Source organism: uncultured Campylobacter sp. (genome assembly GCF_938002845.1).
In the GTDB taxonomy this organism is placed as follows: Bacteria; Campylobacterota; Campylobacteria; order Campylobacterales; family Campylobacteraceae; genus Campylobacter_B.
This window is the reverse complement of record NZ_CALKZP010000058.1, coordinates 1-18,293: the sequence shown is the minus strand read 5'-3', so window position 1 is coordinate 18,293 and position 18,293 is coordinate 1. Positions and strand designations below refer to the sequence as shown.

The 18,293-nt window shown below is 44.6% G+C and carries 13 protein-coding genes; 10 read left to right on the top strand and 3 right to left on the bottom strand.

The genetic code is table 11. From position 1 onward, the window contains the following. Positions 1 to 87 precede the first annotated feature (87 nt). The 8 genes from rseP (at position 88) to Q0224_RS10330 (ending at position 6,885) form a co-directional block, all read left to right on the top strand. Entirely contained in the window at positions 88 to 1,203 is a 1,116-nt protein-coding gene (gene rseP / locus Q0224_RS10365; RefSeq protein ID WP_297951132.1) for an RIP metalloprotease RseP, read from the top strand. After that, entirely contained in the window at positions 1,200 to 1,838 is a 639-nt protein-coding gene (locus Q0224_RS10360; RefSeq protein WP_297951130.1) for a YggS family pyridoxal phosphate-dependent enzyme, read from the top strand. Before rseP ends, Q0224_RS10360 begins: the two co-directional genes overlap by 4 nt. Positions 1,839 to 2,185: 347 nt before the next feature. Next, the gene (locus Q0224_RS10355) at positions 2,186 to 2,452 is read left to right on the top strand and encodes an ABC transporter ATP-binding protein (RefSeq protein WP_297951128.1); all 267 of its coding nucleotides are present in this window, start codon (positions 2,186 to 2,188) and stop codon (positions 2,450 to 2,452) included. Positions 2,453 to 2,634: 182 nt separating this feature from the next. Then, the gene (locus Q0224_RS10350) at positions 2,635 to 3,318 is read left to right on the top strand and encodes a hypothetical protein (RefSeq protein ID WP_297951126.1); all 684 of its coding nucleotides are present in this window, start codon (positions 2,635 to 2,637) and stop codon (positions 3,316 to 3,318) included. After that, positions 3,311 to 3,844, top strand: a complete 534-nt coding sequence (locus Q0224_RS10345; RefSeq protein WP_297951124.1) for a hypothetical protein — start codon at positions 3,311 to 3,313, stop codon at positions 3,842 to 3,844. The genes Q0224_RS10350 and Q0224_RS10345 overlap by 8 nt, the downstream gene beginning before the upstream one ends. 132 nt (positions 3,845 to 3,976) lie before the next feature. Next, a complete protein-coding gene (locus Q0224_RS10340; protein ID WP_297951122.1) occupies positions 3,977 to 4,438 on the top strand; it encodes a hypothetical protein in 462 nt (153 codons plus the stop codon). Between the two features lie 270 nt (positions 4,439 to 4,708). After that, entirely contained in the window at positions 4,709 to 5,518 is an 810-nt protein-coding gene (locus tag Q0224_RS10335) for a class I SAM-dependent methyltransferase (RefSeq protein WP_297951120.1), read from the top strand. A 266-nt stretch (positions 5,519 to 5,784) separates the two neighbouring features. Then, positions 5,785 to 6,885 (top strand): hypothetical protein, encoded by a 1,101-nt coding sequence (locus Q0224_RS10330; protein WP_297951118.1) that lies wholly within the window; start codon positions 5,785 to 5,787, stop codon positions 6,883 to 6,885. 290 nt (positions 6,886 to 7,175) lie between these two features. Here Q0224_RS10330 and Q0224_RS10325 read toward each other — a convergent pair whose 3' ends face one another. From Q0224_RS10325 to Q0224_RS10315, 3 genes are all read right to left on the bottom strand, one after another. Then, entirely contained in the window at positions 7,176 to 8,807 is a 1,632-nt protein-coding gene (locus Q0224_RS10325) for a cation:proton antiporter (RefSeq protein WP_295152028.1), read from the bottom strand. A gap of 485 nt (positions 8,808 to 9,292) precedes the next feature. Further along, positions 9,293 to 9,604, bottom strand: coding sequence for a helix-turn-helix transcriptional regulator (locus tag Q0224_RS10320; protein WP_297903112.1), 312 nt, complete (start codon positions 9,602 to 9,604; stop codon positions 9,293 to 9,295). A 12-nt stretch (positions 9,605 to 9,616) separates the two neighbouring features. Next, a complete protein-coding gene (locus Q0224_RS10315) occupies positions 9,617 to 10,531 on the bottom strand; it encodes a DnaJ C-terminal domain-containing protein (protein WP_297951116.1) in 915 nt (304 codons plus the stop codon). A 168-nt stretch (positions 10,532 to 10,699) separates the two neighbouring features. On the opposite strand from Q0224_RS10315, the gene Q0224_RS10310 reads away from it, so the two are divergent. Together Q0224_RS10310 and Q0224_RS10305 are read left to right on the top strand one after the other, a co-directional pair. Further along, positions 10,700 to 12,121, top strand: coding sequence for a Do family serine endopeptidase (locus tag Q0224_RS10310; RefSeq protein ID WP_297951114.1), 1,422 nt, complete (start codon positions 10,700 to 10,702; stop codon positions 12,119 to 12,121). A gap of 854 nt (positions 12,122 to 12,975) precedes the next feature. Then, a partial coding sequence (locus tag Q0224_RS10305; protein WP_297951112.1) for a hypothetical protein occupies positions 12,976 to 18,293 on the top strand: 5,318 nt, incomplete at its 3' end.

The following is an 18,293-nucleotide window of genomic DNA, read 5'->3' as shown; positions in this document are numbered from 1 at the left end:
AGCGAGCCAAGGCTTTAAACGGCAATCTAAGCTTAAAATTTGCAAAATAATAGTAAGCTTAGCCCATTTTTTACAAAGGTCTGAAATTTGAAAAGCATAATTTTAACGCTCGCGATCCTGGCGGTCGGATTTTATTTTTACTCGATAAATTTTATGGTCACGGTGCTGGCGATCAGCTTCCTCATCTTTTTCCACGAGCTGGGACATTTTTTGGCGGCGCGGGCGCTGGGCGTGGGGGTGAACGTCTTTAGCGTGGGCTTCGGCGAGAAGGTCTTTACCAAGCGCATCGGCGCGACGCAGTACGCCATCAGCGCGATCCCTCTGGGGGGCTACGTGAGCCTTAAGGGGCAGGAGGATTTGGATCCCGCCGCAGCAAGCACGGACCCCGACAGCTACAACTCCAAAGGCCCGATCGCACGCATAATCATACTTTTCGCGGGGCCGTTTTTTAACCTGCTGCTTGCGTTTTTGATCTACATCGCGCTGGGCTACATCGGCGTCGAAAAGCTAGCGCCCAAGGTCGGCAAAATTTCGCCAAATTCCGCCGCGGCAAGCGCGGGTCTCATGCTAAATGATGAAATTTTATCGATCGACGGCAAGCAGATCCGCGAGTGGGATGACATCTCAAAACAAGTAACCGCAGCACCTCTAAGCCTAGAGATCATGCGCGGCGGCGAGCGGCTGAGCCTGCAGCTCACGCCGAAGCTCGGCGAGAAAAAAACCATCTGGCGCGAGAGCATTAGAGTTCCGCTCATCGGCATTTCGCCCGATTACAACGCGACCGTGACACTATATCACAAGGGCGCAAGCTCGCTTAGCTTCGCGTGGGATCAGACGGCGGAAGCGTCAAAGCTCATCTTGATAGGTCTTGAGAAGCTCGCCAGCGGCGTCGTTTCGCCCAAGGAGATGGGCGGCATCGTCGCTATTACGGATATCACCTCAAAGGCGGTCGATTACGGCGCGGCGGTCCTGCTCGCGCTCGTGGCGCTAATATCGGTAAATTTAGGGCTTATCAACCTCTTTCCGATCCCAGCGCTCGACGGCGGGCACATCGCGTTTAATCTCTTTGAGCTCATCTTCCGCCGCCCCGTACCAAAGCGGGTATTCGTGGGCGCCAGTTACGTAGGAATGGGAATTTTGGCGCTTTTGATGATATTTACGGTGCTGAATGATTTCGCTAGAATTTTGGGATTTTACAAATGAGACTGGATGAAATTTTAAAGCGCATTGAGGCTGCAAAAGCAGGTGCGGGCGAAGTGCAGCTAGTCGCGGTGAGTAAAAACGTAGGCACGGATGAGGTGCGCGAGCTGTATTCGCAAGGACAGATCGTATTCGGCGAAAACAGAGTGCAGGAGCTAAAGCGCAAAAGCGAGGCATTGCGCGAACTGCCGCTAAAGTGGCACTTCATCGGCACGCTGCAAAGCAACAAAATCAATCAGCTCATCGCTCTACGCCCGACGCTGTGGCAGAGCTGCAACAGTTGCGAGCTCGCGCTTGCCGTAAATAAGCGGCTAACTTATCCGCTAGATACGCTGCTGGAGATCAACGCCGCGGGCGAGAGCTCCAAAACGGGACTCGATAAAAACCGCGCGGTGGAGGAGTTTTTACGCATCAAGCAGGAGTGCAAAAATCTAAATTTAATCGGCGTGATGAGCATCGGAGCGCATGTGAGCGAGCCCGCGCAGATCGCGCGAAGCTTCGAGGCAAGCCGCGAGATCTTCGACGCGCTCGTGCCGCACGGCGCGCGGATCTGCTCGATGGGGATGAGCGATGATTTTGAGCTCGCGATCAAATGCGGCTCAAACATGATCCGCCTGGGTAGAATTTTATACGCCTAAGCGCCGAAAGACGGGCTTTATCGCGCAAGTGAATTTTATACCGCTTTTATTAGGCGGCGCGCTTAATTTGCCGTGCAAGCTAAATTCGGCGCGTAACTTGAATTAGCGCAATGCTTGATTTTACGTGCTACTTAAAATTTAGCGCGTTATTGAAATTTTACGCAGCGCAACAACACGGCATCAAATTTTAAACCTAGATAAAATTTTATTTGCAGCGATGCAAATTTCAAAAACGCGACGATATAAAATTCTAAGCGCAATCCGCATAAAGACAGAATCTTAAAAGGCGAAATTTCAAGCGGCGGCAGCTGGCGTACATCGCGCGCACGCTGATTCAGGGCGCGAAAGTGATCTTTATGGACGAGCCGACAAATGGTCTGGACTTCGGCAATCAGATCAAGCTGCTCGAGATGATAAAAGCTCTAGGCGACGAGGGCTACACCTTCGTGCAGACGACGCACTATCCGCGGCATGCGAAGTTCGTTTCAAGTTTGACGCTGTTTATAAAAGACGGCGAAATTTTAGCTTTCGGGCGCAGCGAGCAGCTCATAAACACCGAAAATATCGATAAAATATACGGCATAAACTACGAAAGATACGAGGATAGATTATAAATTTTACGGGTGCGTAGCGCCGTTAAATTTAGCCGAACTAGGGTAAAATTGCGCGCATAGAATAACTTCTCGGCGGCAAAACGGCGCGCCGATAAAACGCCAAACTGCGAATCGCGGCCGCGGCAATGTAAGCAGCAAACCGAATTGCTAGCGAACAAAACGATAAATTTAAAAGGAAAATCATGACTCCGCGGGAGATATTTTTAAACGGCTGCGATGAGATCGCGGCAAATTTTGCGGACTTCAAGCCCACGCAAAAGGGGCAAAAACTAACGAAGCTCGCAAGCAACAAAGATATTTCGTTTGAAATTTATTTCAGCTCTAGCATGCGCAATTACTCCGGCAGCGTGAGCATCCTGCCGCAAGTCGCGATCTACTGCAAGCGCCTAAAAAAGCTGATGCAAGAGGAGCTGCCCTACTCGACCGACCTTGTTTTCGTATCGTATCTGAGCTATCTCACGCCGCGCAGGCAGTTTCGCGACTGGCAGTTCGCGGGCGCTAGCTTTGAGCCCAGCGTTCGCGAGATTAGCGCGGCTATCAAAGACTACGCACTGCCTATTTTTGAGCTGTTTGCGGACAAGCAAAAGGCGGTGGAGTTTATGATGCAGCGCGGGGCTAAATTTAATAAAAATCTAAGCGCCTTCGATCTGTACCCGATCTACTTTGTATATTATTTCGGCGGCAAGAACGCGGCGGAGGCGTTTTTCAACGTCTGCCTAAGCGATTGCACCTACAAAGGGCGATTTTATAAGCTTTACGAGGAGCTTGCAAACGGCGCGGAGGCGGATTTCGGCAGGAGTTCGTTTTGGGGCGATACGGAGGCGAAATTTGCATTTATAAAAGGGCTTAAAATTTTAAATGGCTGAAATTTTAATTCAAATTTTAATCGTAATTTTTAGCGTCTTGCTTCTGGGCGGGATTATTTGGACGCTCATTCGGCGCAACCCTCGCAAGCTTAGCCCGCGCGAGCTTGCCGCGATAGATGGGATAAGCGAAGCAAGCGCGATAAAAAGGCTTTCCGTGCGGCCGTTTTTCTTTTGGCTAGAACGGTTTTTTATCTCGTGCGAGAGCCTTTGGTTCGATCAGAATTTCATCTATGTTTTTGACAGACAGAAGCTCGCGGCGAGGTATAAATTTGAGCAAATTTTAGCGCTTGAAGTCACAAAAATACGGATAAATCATGCTAGGATTTGGCGGATCCGCTTTGCAGGCGGCGCGAGCGAGCTTGAATGCGGCAGCGCGAACAAGCCCGAGCAAGACGGCGCGAGCGAGTATAAATTTGCACCCGCCGCTTCGATTTTTGAGCCTAGCTTTAAAGAATTTTTGCAAATTTTACGCGAGAAAAACCGAGGTGCGATCAAGACGGAGCCGAGATTTTGGGAGACCGTTTAGCGCGGCAGAATTTTATAAAGCGAATTTGCAAAAAGATAGAAAAGGCGCGCAGCTTTCAAGCGCGATTGCCGTAAAGGGCAGCAAAAGCTACGTGCGAAACTGCAAGAGGCAATAAATAGATAAGGGGGCAAAATGAAACGTTGGAGTAAGCTTGCAAAACAACTTTACGAACGCGTAGATGAAAGCATTGATTTTAAGCTCCACTGCACGGTCTATAGGATGCAAAGCAGGCGCGGCAGCACGGATTTGTCGCGATATTTTATCACGCTTGCGGGCGAGATTATTTTTGACTATCCGAAGGATTTCGCGCTAAAAAGCGGCGGCGTAAAAAGCCTAGCAGGGGGCGCTCTAACGAAAATTTATCCGTATGGTAACGACATAAGCGACATCGGCGAGCTTATCCGCGAATATATCGACACGCCCAAAGAGGAGCTGTTTGCAAAGCACTTCGATGAGGGTGGATGGGGGCTTGCGAATATCCTAAAGGCTGCCGACAAACGCATCGGCAAAAGGAGGCTGCAAATTTTAGCCAAGAACAAGAAAAATCAAGCGATGCAAAAGGTGATAGCGGCTAGATTGGAGGCTTTACAATAAATCCAAGCAGCGATTTAAATGCGGAGCGAACAAGCGCGGGTGGCAGGTTAAAAATTTTGATTTATAAACAGGCTTTTGAAAATTTAGCTACGGTCGTTCAGCGAAAATTTAAAGTATCGCAAGCGGATAAAATATATAAAAGCGAGCATGTATTGCTGCTTTTTCTTGACGGTTTAAAATTCTAAGTAGCTTGAATGCGGCGCATAAATTTGCGCCAAAATTTAACGAAAATCGGTGCGGTCTGCCCGCTAAATTTTAGAAAGGATAGTTATGATTTTAGCTTCAAACTACGATGAAATCGACTTTGACGCGCTCTATAAGGCGCAAAAAGCAAAAAGCTCATTCGGTAAAAAGCAGGCCGAGCATTGGGACAAAAAGGCGCCTAGCTTCAACGAAGGCGTGATGAAAAGCGCCTACGCGCGCGAGTTTATAGACAAGGTCGATTTTACTGGCGTCTCCACGCTACTTGATTTTGCATGCGGCGCAGGCGCGTTAAGCGTGCTGGCGGCAGAAAAGGTAGATCAAATTTACGGCTATGATTTTTCGCCAAAGATGCTAGAGTTTGCCCGCGAGAATGCTCAAATTTACGGTGCGAAAAACGCGAAATTTGCGCAAAAAGCCTTCGAGGACGACTGGTCTGACGTGCCCGCATGCGACGTGGTTTTTGCCTCACGCTGCCTTGAGGTGGACGATCTAAAAGCCGCGCTTAAAAAGCTCCTTTCAAAGACCAAAAAGGCGCTTTATATTACGTTTAAGGTGGGCGGCAGCTTCGTGGACGGGGATATTTTGGACGCGATAGGGCGCGAAGTGGAGCAAAAGCCAGGCTTCGTCTATCTTTTAAACATCCTGTTTCAAATGGGCTATCTGCCGAGCCTCAGCTATATTAAAGCCTGGTGTCACGGCGGCGGAGCGAAAAGTGCGGAGGAGTTTGTGCAAAAGACGCGCTGGATGCTCGGCGGCGAGCTAAACGACACGGAGGAAGCACTGCTGGCGGAGTATTTCAACAACGGCAAATACGAGCCAAAGCAAGATTTTATGCACTGGGCGTTCGTGCGGGTGGATAAAACGGATGAGCTTTAGCTTAGTTGCCTTATTTTATGAATGAAGCAGGATAAATTTTGAAGCTAAATTTAGCTAGAAATGAAGCGTAAATTTAGCCTGCCAAAAATTTTATCGATAAAATTGCAAGAGCCGGTAAGTATTCATTTTTAAAAATTTAATGCAAAATCGGGATCGCTTGTCCGCTAAAAAAGAAGCAAGTCAAAAAAATCTCGCTTCATTAAATTTAAAACGCTACGGAGTAAAAAAGCAAAATTTGAGCTAAAATAACCAGGAAAGGCGGTAAAATGCAAACGCAAAAAGACAAAATCCCCGCGGACATCAGCCAAATTCCGCAAGAAATTTTAAAAAGCTACGATAGATTTCGCTTTTGTAGATATCTGTTTTTTGGGACACTTTTGACCTTCCTGATTTATATCATCGTGTTTCTTACGTTTGTACATGATGCGCCCATAATGTCGTTTTTATGGATGCTCGCGCTATCTGCGATAAATATACTCGTCTGCCTAAATAGGCTGAAGTATAAAAAATATGCCCTGCTTTTATTTAGTGATGCAGATAAGGCCTTTATGCTTATATGGATACATGTGGCTGCGATATTTTACGTCCTTTATGCTTTAATCGGATTTTATTTACAGATAAAATATCACATAGACTGGGATACACGTCAGATTATACCCGCTATTTTTATCGCTATTTTGGTGGCGATAATAACATATAACGCAAATCCGGAATTTGACGCCGATGAGACCGTGTATCTATCGGCACCAAAATCGCAGACAAAAATCGGCGGAGCGGTCGCTGATAAAATTTCCAGCGAGCAAAATTTTAACAAAACAAACGGCGAGGCGCAAGCTACCCAAGATGAAGCCGCTAAATTTGAGCAAAAATTTAATGACGCGAGCCTTGAAACAGAATCTATCCAAAGAAAAGAGGAGGCACTAGAGTACGGCAAAGCTCTAGCACGAATTGCAAAAAATTTAAAGCAAAAATATCAACTTCACCGTTTGATCAGATTTACTTTCGCGAGTTTTGCGACAACGGTTTTTTTGATTTTATTTTTACCAAATTCGTACGAATTACACTGGGCGTTTATAGTTAGCGCCGTTTGCACGATTATATTTTTCTTTTCAAAACGCAAATACAGTAAACTTTTCGTAGAAAATCCCAAAAAAAGCAATACGATTTTCGCGATAGAAAATTTTGCGATTGTGACGCTAGTTTTGTATCTCCCACTCTCGGAATTGCTCTTTTCTCAAGGACGAAGTTACGATAATATGGCTCTAATTCTTGGGTATCTGTATTTGCCGATAGCTCCGATATTGTTTATAACGACCATCGTTTGCCTAGCACGCAACTTAAGCGTTTATAAAGAGATAAAAGAGTGAAATTAGTAAAATTTAAACGAATTTTTAAATAACTTTATCGCGCAAATCTCTTTCATCAGCTCCTTGTCGGAGTATCCTTTTGCTGTGGAATGACAGCTTAAATTTAGAATTTAAATCAATCCAAAGCAGCACTTTGCACCTTTAAATTCACAAGCCCGCCATTTAAATATATCTATTTATCTGCGTTTATTAAAACACTTTAAATTAGCTGAGTGTAGAAGTAAGAATAAAGAAGCGTGGAGATTTTAGGCATAGCAAATGCGTTTAAATTTGATCTTAAACGCTCAAGGCTACTGCGTTAGCTTGCATTTCAGCGCCTCTTGTAAAAGCGCATTTGCTACTACTCTCTCCTTTTTTACGAAGATAAAATTTTCGCCGTATTCGCTCTGCAGCTCGCTTTGTGGATCGGCGCCCGTATGCATCACTATGATATTTGCTTTTAAATTAGAGCCGTTTAGCATCTTAGCGACGATGTCGAGCTTTTGCTGATTTGCGATCGTTAGGATGATGACCGACGCATCGCGCGCATGCAGCTCGTCGATCGCAGTTTTTTGCATTATATTTACAAAGTATATGTTCTCTCCGCGCGATTTGCCTAGATCCACAAGCTCTAAATCGCTCTCAGCGACCACGTATAGCAGCCCCTGATCTTTAAGGCGTAGCACAACTTCTTGCCCTATCCTGCCATAGCCTGCTACAATGATATGATTTTTCATCGGCGGGATTTGAGTTTTATGCTCCTCATCCTCGAGCTTTTCAACTTTAGACTCGAAACGGTTGGCGATTTTATTTAAATTTTTAAGAATAAACGGCGTTAAAATCATCGTCGCGGTTACGACTGTAATTAAAATTTGCCCGTTTTCCTTACTTAGCATATCGCGGCTCATCAACAGCGAAAAGATCGCAAGCGCAAACTCACCTATCTGGCATAGCGACAGCGCCGCTTTTAGCGCTATTCTTTTACCAGTAGAGAGAAATAAGATCGCATAAATCACAACCGTTTTAAGCGCCATTATAACGATAATAGCGAGCAGGATCAGCCCATAGTGCGAGACGATGACTTCAAAATTTATCTGCATGCCAATCGTGATGAAAAAAAGCCCCAGCAGTATGTCTCGAAACGGCGTCAGATCAGCCTCTATCTCGTGTTTATACTCAGTTTCTGCGATGAGCATGCCCGCGATGAACGCGCCCAGCGTGTACGAAAAACCAAAAACATGCGCCAAAAAGCTAGCCCCCACGACGGTAAAAAGGATGGTTGCGATGAAAATTTCTTTAGAATTTGTCCTTACGACGTAGTAGAGGAAGCGGTTGAAGGCGAATTTACCGAGCACGAAAAGGATCACTACCACTATGGCGGCGCTTACGGCGGTTTTTAAGATTAGATAGTTCACGGGGGTATTGTCGGTCGAGCCGAATATGTCAATCATCAGCAAAATAGGAATGACGGCGAGATCTTGAAATAGCAGGATGCCAAGCACCTTGCGCCCGTAGTTTTGGTTGATTTCGCCTGTTTCGTTGAGCGTTTTTAGCACGATCGCCGTAGAGCTAAGCGCGAGCGCAAGCCCGATAATCATCACCGTTTTTATGTTTCCGCCGAAAGCTTGATCGATGATGAGCGCTAGAATAATACCGGTGCCGAGTACTTGGAGTATGCCATTAAAAAACACGTCCTTTTTCATACTCATCAGGTGATGGAAGCTAAACTCAAGCCCGATGGTAAACATCAAAAAGACGATGCCAAATTCCGCCAGCTCAGACATATGGGCGTTTTCGACACTGCTTAAGCTATAGATCTGCGAAAAGCACACGCCCGCGACGATATAGCCGATGATGGTGGGAATTTCAAAAATTTTAAAGACGATATTTAGCACTATCGCAAGCGCCGTGATCGCAAGAAATAGCTCTATAACAAGCTCCATTAACTCCCTTTTTTGTAAGATTATACGTAAAATTTAGCGCTAAATTTATTGTAAATTTTACATATCCGCGACCATTTACCGGAGGCGATAATCGATGAAATTTTATCTTTTCATATAAATTTACGGGTAAATTTTATAATGTGATTTTACTAAAATCCCGCTTAAAAATAGAGAAATTATGTCGCACTTTATCGCTAAATTTAGAGGTTCGCGACAAAATTTTAAAGCCTAACACGGCTTGGAATTTTAAATTTTAAAGCTAAATTATATAAGACGGCTTTTAAATTTAATCGCAAGAGAATTCGCCCGGGTTTGTTTAGCGCAACTTTAAATTTGACGCGTCCATAAATCCGCTCTGAAAATCAAAATTTATCGCTTGAATCTACACTTGCGAGGCGATCTTGCTTTTTGATAGCATTAAAATTTCAGCTTATAGCACCGGGATTCGTTTTTTGCTGAGCTTTAAAATCTTTATCTTGCAGACCTTAGTCTGTCTCTCCGCCAAGCTCTAAAATTCTAGCCCGTAGCTCCTCGATCTCGCGCTCATACTCAGCGATCCTTTCTTGCAAGTGAAAGATCACGTCCACGCCCGCAAGATTGACGCCAAGCTCCTTTGTAAGGTTTAAAATCATGCGTATGCGGTCCATATCGTGCGCCGAATATAGTCGCATATTGCCCTCGGTGCGACCCGGGCTCACGAGCCCTTCGCGCTCGTATTGACGTATTGTTTGGGGATGAATATCCAAGACCTTCGAGACTATCGATATGAGATAAACCGGCTCATCGTAATCATGCATTTTGATGCCTCCTTATAGCTTTTGCAGCGCGGCTTTGACGTCCTCGCCCAGCGAATCGACATCGGGCAAAACGACATTTACCACCGCGTATAGATCACCTAAAATTTTACTCTTGCGGTTTTGCACGCCATAGCCTTTTAAGCGGTATTTCTGCCCGTTTTTGGTATTTTTTGCGATCTTTATCGTTGCGCTTTTGCTTGGCGTCGAAATTTCTACCTTTCCGCCAAACATCGCCGTTTTCAAAGGCACGTCAATCTTTTTGAAAAGATCGTCGCCTTCGCGGCTATACTCGGCGCTTGGCGCGATTTTTATCTCTAAAATTAGATCGCCGCTTTGAGCGCCTGATTTTTGTCCTTTTCCCCTGATGCGCAGCTTCTCGCCCGCATTGATGCCCGCGGGTACTTTAAATTTAACCGTCTCGCCACTTACGCGCACGCTCATCTCGCCACCTTGTATCGCGGTTTCAAAAGGAATTTCAATCGAGCTGTGCGTATCTAGGCTCTGCGCGCCGCCAAAGCCGCTACCGAAACTACTGCCGCTAAAGCCACTAAAACCTTCGCCGCCACCAAAAGAGCTGAAACTAAATCCACCGCGCGAGCCTGCGCTTTTTGCGCCGAAGGAGCCGCCGAAAATGCTGTTTAGGATGTCGTTTAGATCGCCCATGTTTGCCGAACCCTGCGCGAAATCGTGGAAATTCTGTCCGCCGAACATCTCGTCGCCGTGGCGGTCATACTGCGCCCGCTTTTTCTCGTCGCTTAAAATTTCATACGCGGCGTTGATCTCTTTAAATTTATCCTCAGCTCCTGGTTCTTTATTGATATCCGGGTGATACTTGCGAGCTAGCCTGCGGTAGGCTTTTTTAATCTCCTCAGCGCTTGCTGATTTATCCACGCCTAAGGTTTCGTATAAACTGCTTGTGCTTGCCATTTTAATCCTTAAAATCTTAAAATTTATGTAGATTATATCATAAAACTTTAGTGAGTGTCAATCAAGTTTGCTAAATTTCATTTATAAATTTTAATTTTGCGTTAGGAATATATTAGCGGACAAAATTTATAATTCCGCCAAAATTTTATTATCACAAAGGATATAAAAATGAAAAAATCGATTGTCCTATCGATAGCTTTGGCAGGTGCGCTTTTTGGCGCCAGTATCGACATTAAAGAAGCTCCAAGCAATTATGAGCGCGTAAATCCGGGCTTTAATCAAGATGTCGTGCTCTCATATCACAGCTCCGTTGCGGACGTGAAAAAATCCGTCGTCAATATTGCAACTAAAACCAAGATCAAAGCAGGCAACAGCCCGATGTCACAGATGTTTGACGATCCGTTTTTTAAGCAATTTTTCGACTTTGACATTCCGCAGCAGCAGGAGCGTGAGGGAAGCTCGCTAGGCTCTGGTGTCATCATCTCCGAAGACGGCTATATTGTCACAAATAATCACGTAATAGAAAATGCCGACGAAATCGTAGTTACACTACTAGAAGGCGATAAAGAGTATAAAGCCAAGGTAATCGGCACCGACCCCAAAACCGACCTTGCGATCATCAAAATCGACGAAAAAAATCTCTCTGCGGTTAAATTTGCCGACTCGTCCAAGGCCATGGAGGGCGATATCGTCTTTGCTATCGGAAATCCGTTCGGCGTGGGCGGCACCATCACTCAAGGCATAATCTCAGCGCTAAATAAAAACAACATCGGGCTAAATCAATACGAAAATTTCATCCAAACCGACGCTTCGATTAACCCGGGCAACTCAGGCGGCGCGCTAGTGGATAGTCGCGGCGCGCTTTTGGGAATAAATTCCGCTATTTTAAGTCGCGGCGGCGGAAATAACGGCGTAGGCTTTGCGATCCCTTCAAATATGGTAAAAGAGATCGCTGAAAAGCTCATCACAAACGGCAAGATCGAGCGTGGCTTTATAGGCGTTACGATCTCAGATATGTCTAAAGACCAAAAAGAGCTCTATGAAAGCAAAGAGGGTGCACTAATCTCAAGCGTCGAAAAAGACATGCCTGCCGATAAAGCAGGCATCAAGCGCGGCGATTTGATTACCAAAATAAACGGCAAATCTATCAAAAACGCCAACGAGCTAAAAAATTTAATCGGCTCAATGGCTCCAGGAAGCTCAGTGGATGTAGAATTTGAGCGCGACGGCAAAAGCAAGAGCACGACTATCAAGCTAGACGCGATGAAATCCGACTCCACCACCTTAGGCTCAGCCGGCGAAAACTCACAAAGCGCGATAGAGGGGCTAAAGCTAAGGACGTTAAATGACAGCTTGCGCCGCAAATATAACCTCGACGACGATGTCTCGGGCGCCCTCGTCTTAAGCGTCAAAGATGGCTCAAAAGCCGATGATTACGGCTTTGAGGTAGGCGATGTAATCATCCAAGTCGGTCAAAACGATGTCAAAAGCTCAGACGACTTCGATCGATACATCAAAGATTACAAGGGCAAGAAAACCCTAGTTTGGGTTATCAGACGCGGAATTCCGCAAGGTCTTGTAATCCGCTAAGCTTGGTCCACCAAGCTTAGCGGCGAGTAACGCGAAAGCGTTAAAATTTAACCGCGGCGAGCCCAGGACAAAGCATTAGCGGAACATTGCGAGTAAGCCAGCAGAAGTTTTTGGGATTTTGAACTTTCTGATAAGCGAAATTTCGAGCTTTCGAGCACAAAAGATACATAAACTATAAAAAGGGCTTCCTGCAGGCATTAAAAGCTGCCGGAAGCTCTCTGTTATTTCAAGCATCTCTGAAAGCCCTCTGCTATTTCAAAACACCGCTAAAAGCCCAGATTTTTCGCTTGAAATTCTTAGAATTTTACTTTTTTGCTTTTGTTTTCACTTAGAATTTTTAAGATTTAACCTTCCACGCCGCTACTTTATCGCTTTTACCGCTTCGCCTGGAACTTGCTTTAAAATTTTAATCTCTTTGCTAACAACATACCGCAGAAGTATGTGCTTCTAACCTAGAATTACTTCAAATTTTAATTCCTCTTGTATATTACTTCACTTTAAATTCTACAAATCCAAATTTTATAAAATCTATGTCCTACCCTATTTCTCGATATCAGAAACTGCTGCCTTTTTATTCTAGCGCTTTTCTCGCAGCGACGCTTATTGGGAATCCCGCTGACTAAATTTTAAGGTCGGAATTTTAAAATTTAGTCATTTTGTAATCGTAATTTTTCGTTTAAGCTTCGATAACAAAAATAAGCTGAAATTTTACTTTATTATCGAAAACGTTACATCGCGATACCCATTTTTTCGCGTTAAGCTACCTTTCGTTAGAAATTTTATTAAATTTATTGTAAATAGGTATTTTTATAGTATAATGGATAGTTTTTATTTTTTACAAAGGATTATGGATTATGAAAGATAGTAAGATACCGATTATTTCCGGTTTAAGTTTGGCGGCGTGCTTAGCCATTGCTCCTTCGCAAGCTTTAGCTGGTAATGGGATCATAACGGTAACTAAAAGCGACGGTACTCCAAGTCAATTATATAAATCATCCGGCGAAAATTACTCGGGCGGCTTTGAAAGTAAAGCAAATGCTCACGGACAAAACGATAATAATATCGTAACAATAAGAGGCGTTGCCTCGGGTGGCGTAAGCACTTGGAATCGTACGATCTATGGTGGAGGTAACGGCGATGGTACCAATTTGGGACAGGGTTTTTTATATGAGCAAGTTACTTCGGCAAATAACAATATACTTAATGTCAATAATGGCGCTACGGTGGCAATACTTGTGGGCGGCGAAGGAAAAGGCGCACAAAACAATAAAGTAAATTTAGATAGCGCAGAAGTGCATTATGTCGTACTCGGCGGCAACGGTACATGGTACGGTAGAGCGAGCAATAGCGGAGACGCCATACACAATATCGTAAATGTTAGCGGCGCTACTAAGATATACTACAAGAATTTCAATAATTTTAACAGCACATCGCTAATGGGCGGTAGAGCGACCGGTACAAATCAAGCAAATAATAACGAAGTAAATATCAGCGGTACGCCTATTATCGTCGGTAGAGTCGCGGGCGCTGCGGTAGAAAACGGCGGCGCAGACGGCAATAAAGTAAATATTACCGGTGTTGTAAATTTAGTAAACGTAAATGGAGTAATAGCTGCAGAAAATAGCGCCGCTATTTTGCAAAACAATGTCGTAACTATAGATAATAACGGCGCTAAAGTTACCGATGTTTTAGTTGCCAACGGTACAGGCGGTGGTATTACCGGAGGCGGCGGTAAGGCAACGGCTAAAAATAACCACGGTTGGTTGAAAAAAGGCGAGGTTGGAAATATCAACGGCGCATATATGGTTAGTAAAACTATCGCCAACCACTCTACTATCGAGGGCGGCCATGTAACTAATTACGCATACGGAAGTTATTATAGAAACGACGCTCATAATCTTGCTTCCAATAGCCAGGGCGATTATGTTACCATCAGCGACGGTACTGTAGATAAAGCGATTTATGGAGCTTTTACATATTACGGCGACATAGATGGAGCTCATGTGAATATGAGCGGCGGCAAGGTCACGGGTGCGAACTCAAGCAACGATGATGGCGTATACGGCGGACTTAGCTACGACGGTAAGGTCAATAATAGCTATTTGGAGTTAACCGGTGGCCAAATAACCGGCGACGCCATCGGCGGAAGAAGCAACAACAAAGATGTCGCAAATAACTACGCAAAAATTAATGGCAATGCAAAAATAGGCGGAAGACTGATCGGCGGAGAGAGCCGCAGCGGAACGGTTACTAATAGTTATTTAGATCTGACCGGCGGCGAGATCGGTCAACAGGCCATAGGCGGCAAGAGCAAAACCGGCGCTTCAAATAATAAAGTAACCTCTACCGGCACGACTTTTAAAAAGAGAGTTACTGGCGGAGAAAGCTCTAACGGCGCTGTAACCGGCAGTAGGGTATTTTTGACTAGCTCCAAAGTCGGCGAGAATATTTACGGCGGTAATGCAGCAGGTGGCAAAGCGGAAGATAACCACGTCAAACTTAGGGGGAATAACGTCGTAACAGGTGAAATTTACGGTGGCACATCCACTACTAACGATGCTTCAAGAAATATCGTAGATATAGAAGACGGCGAAGTAGGCGGTACGATTTTCGGCGGAAGAGGCGTAAATTCGTTTAATAATACCGTAAATTTAACCCGCACTCATGCCAAAAATCAAGTCAATGGCGGCGGCGTTAATACGAGCGGCGGCAGTGTCCACGACAATAAAGTAACCTTAGACGGCGCTAAAGCGGACGGCATCGTAAGCGGAGGCCAAGCTAATAGCGGAGATGCCGCAAAAAATATCGTAACGGCGCAAAATAACTCAAAAATAAATTCCGTTATCGGCGGTCAGTCTTCAAGCGGAGCCGCTAAATTAAATGAGGTGCATTTAAACGATAGCGCCGTGACGAAAGAAATTTACGGCGGATATAGCATAAGCAATAATGCAGAAGAAAATATCGTAAATTTAACGAATACTACTGCAAATCATGAAGTCTACGGCGGATTGAGCTCACAAAAAGCTGCCGATAAAAATACCGTAAAATTAAATGGCGGCGAAGCTAAAAAGAACGTTTGGGGCGGACACGGTCGCACCGGTACCTCGCAAAACACCGTGACAATAGAGGGAGGCGCACAGGTAGCGGGCAGCGCACTGGGCGCAGAGGCGACGGCAGGTAGCGCAACCAATAACACCGTAAATGTCGATAGCGGCAAAGTTACCGGCGACGTAAAAGGAGCAAAAGCTAGCGGCTCTGCAACCAATAACAGCGTAAATTTAAAAGGTACCGCTAGAGTTGATGGTAACGTCTACGCAGCGGATGCAAGCAGCGGTAGTGGTAACAGCGTAAATTTCCATAGCGGAAGCGTAGGAGGAACAATATATGGTCTATCTAATACAAGCGGAGCTAACAATAGCCTAAACGTATATAACGCCTCTACTCAAAAAACCGCAGGCGATATAGCAAATCTAAACGTATTAAACTTTAATGGAATTTCAAACGCTAACGGTAGCGCCGCAACTGCAGCTTTAAATTTAACCACTGCCGGCAACACCGATATCAATAACGCTAAATTCCAACTAAACGGAATAGATTACGATCCAAGCAATGATAGCTACGGCTCACTTAATATAGAGGATGGTAAGGAGTATTATCTAATTAAAAACGGAGGCGATTACTCAAATTTCAAAGAGAAAGCCAAGCAGCAGACAAACGTATTTAATATCACCGATGCTTCTACCTATGAGATCTCTTTAAAGGGTATGTTAAAGAGCACGGATAACCACTCCATATTTATCCAAGGTGTAAAGGATACCAAACGCAATATCTCATCAGATAAAAACTTCGATAGCGAAGAGGTTTTAAAATATGATCCGGATCTTACCGCAGGTACTATAATCAACGTAGGTAAAGCAGGCGAAAACAAGAACTTTAACGGACTTGATATAAATACGGTAAATACCGATCCTGCTAAACCTATAAAAGCAACCGTTACTCTAGTAGAGGGTAATAATATAGGAACCATTACCGGCGATGATGACGATACTTTAAAGATAGGTAAAGATGACGGCTCTATGACCCCTGGTAGTATAGAAGCAGAAAACATCGCAGGCTTTAAGAAGATCGATTTTAATCTCCCTAACAACTACAACGGAAACGATCCCGCACTTAAGCTTACCGGAAGTACTATTACCGATCTTAGCCAGACGAATGTTAACGTAAATACCAACAACCTTGATGATAACAAAGACTATAAGTTAATCAGCAAGGATAACGGTACTATAAATTTTACTGATAGAAGCACCCAAAAAGATCAGGTCTATACCATTACCGATAAAGACCACTACCAATATGACGGCGAAACCTTCCGTAAACAAAACGCAGATAAAGAGCTTGTATATAGAAAGGGCACCATCACCGATGCTTGGATAGATAACGGTTTCGATAGCGGCGAGCTAACCAAGAACCAAGCTAGCAATGATGCCCAAGCAGGTGCTCATAAGCTATTCGGCAATAAAAATAACACCGTAAACGTATCTCAAAGCGCAGGAGATCTAAACGGTAAGAATATAAGCTCGGGTAGAGCAGATGTCAAAGATAGCGTAACTCCAAATACCGTCTATAACAATAAAACCATAGTTAAGGGCGGAACAAATTTCGGTAACGTAAATGCAGGTTACGGCGATAGCGGAACCCAAGAGGTTCACCACAACGAGCTAAGCTTTGAAGATAGCTCAAAAGGTGCTGTAGTAAACGGAAACATAAGCGCAGGCTACTCCCTAAACGGAAACGTTCATGATAATACCGTAACTACAAACGATACCACCATTAACGGAAACGCTTACGGCGGTGAAGCAGCAAATGGTAATGCAGATGCCAACACCATAACTCTAAATGACGGTAAGGTTACCGGCGACGTAAAAGGAGCAAAAGCTAGCGGCTCTGCAACCAATAACAGCGTAAATTTAAAAGGTACCGCTAGAGTTGATGGTAACGTCTACGCAGCGGATGCAAGCAGCGGTAGTGGTAACAGCGTAAATTTCCATAGCGGAAGCGTAGGAGGAACAATATATGGTCTATCTAATACAAGCGGAGCTAACAATAGCCTAAACGTATATAACGCCTCTACTCAAAAAACCGCAGGCGATATAGCAAATCTAAACGTATTAAACTTTAATGGAATTTCAAACGCTAACGGTAGCGCCGCAACTGCAGCTTTAAATTTAACCACTGCCGGCAACACCGATATCAATAACGCTAAATTCCAACTAAACGGAATAGATTACGATCCAAGTAACGATAGCTACGGCTCTTTGAATATCGAGGAGGGTAAGGAGTATTATCTTATCCACAATGCTGGCAATACCTTTACGAATTTTACCGAAAAGGCTAAGCAAACAACCCGTGAGTTTACGCTTAAAAACTCTACCACCTACGATATAATGCTAAAAGGCTTAATTAAGAGCAGCGACGATCAATCTATCTTGATTCAAGGAAGCAAGCTTACTTCAAGAAAAATTTCCAATGACGGCAAATTCGACGGTGGAGAGATCAAGAAATACGGAAATATCCCAAATCCTGTAATAAATGTAGTTAACGAAGATCCTTCTACCCCTACGGATTTTAACGGCTTAGATATCGACGGCGGCAACAACTCTACTGTAAATTTAACCGGCGGCAATAATATCGGAGATATCACCGGCGGAGCTGGAAGCACTCTAAATGTAGGTAAAGATACTACCAATCCGGCAGCTCCTAATTCGATCACCGCCAAGAATATTGGAGGATTTGACGATATCAATATCTTTATGCCTCCTACCGTTAAAGACGGCGATTCGATGATTAAGCTTACCGATCCTACGGCTAATACTGATCTAAGCAATATGAGAGGCAAGATCACCGCTTACGTTAGTGGCAATACCGATGTAGGAGATACCAGCACGATCCATCTGATAGATAAGCAAGGAAGCGGACAATTACTACTTCCTGATCCTTCTCATCTACAAACAAGAGTCCAACAAGGAGCTACCATAGAGTATGAGACCTACGGTATGGTAGATGCAAACGGAAGAGCGTTAGATCTTAGATTTAGCGGTAAAAGAAGGGTAAAAGACGATACCAAATCCTTCGCAGAAACCAGAGCTGCAAGCTTAGCTAGCTTAAAGAGCGG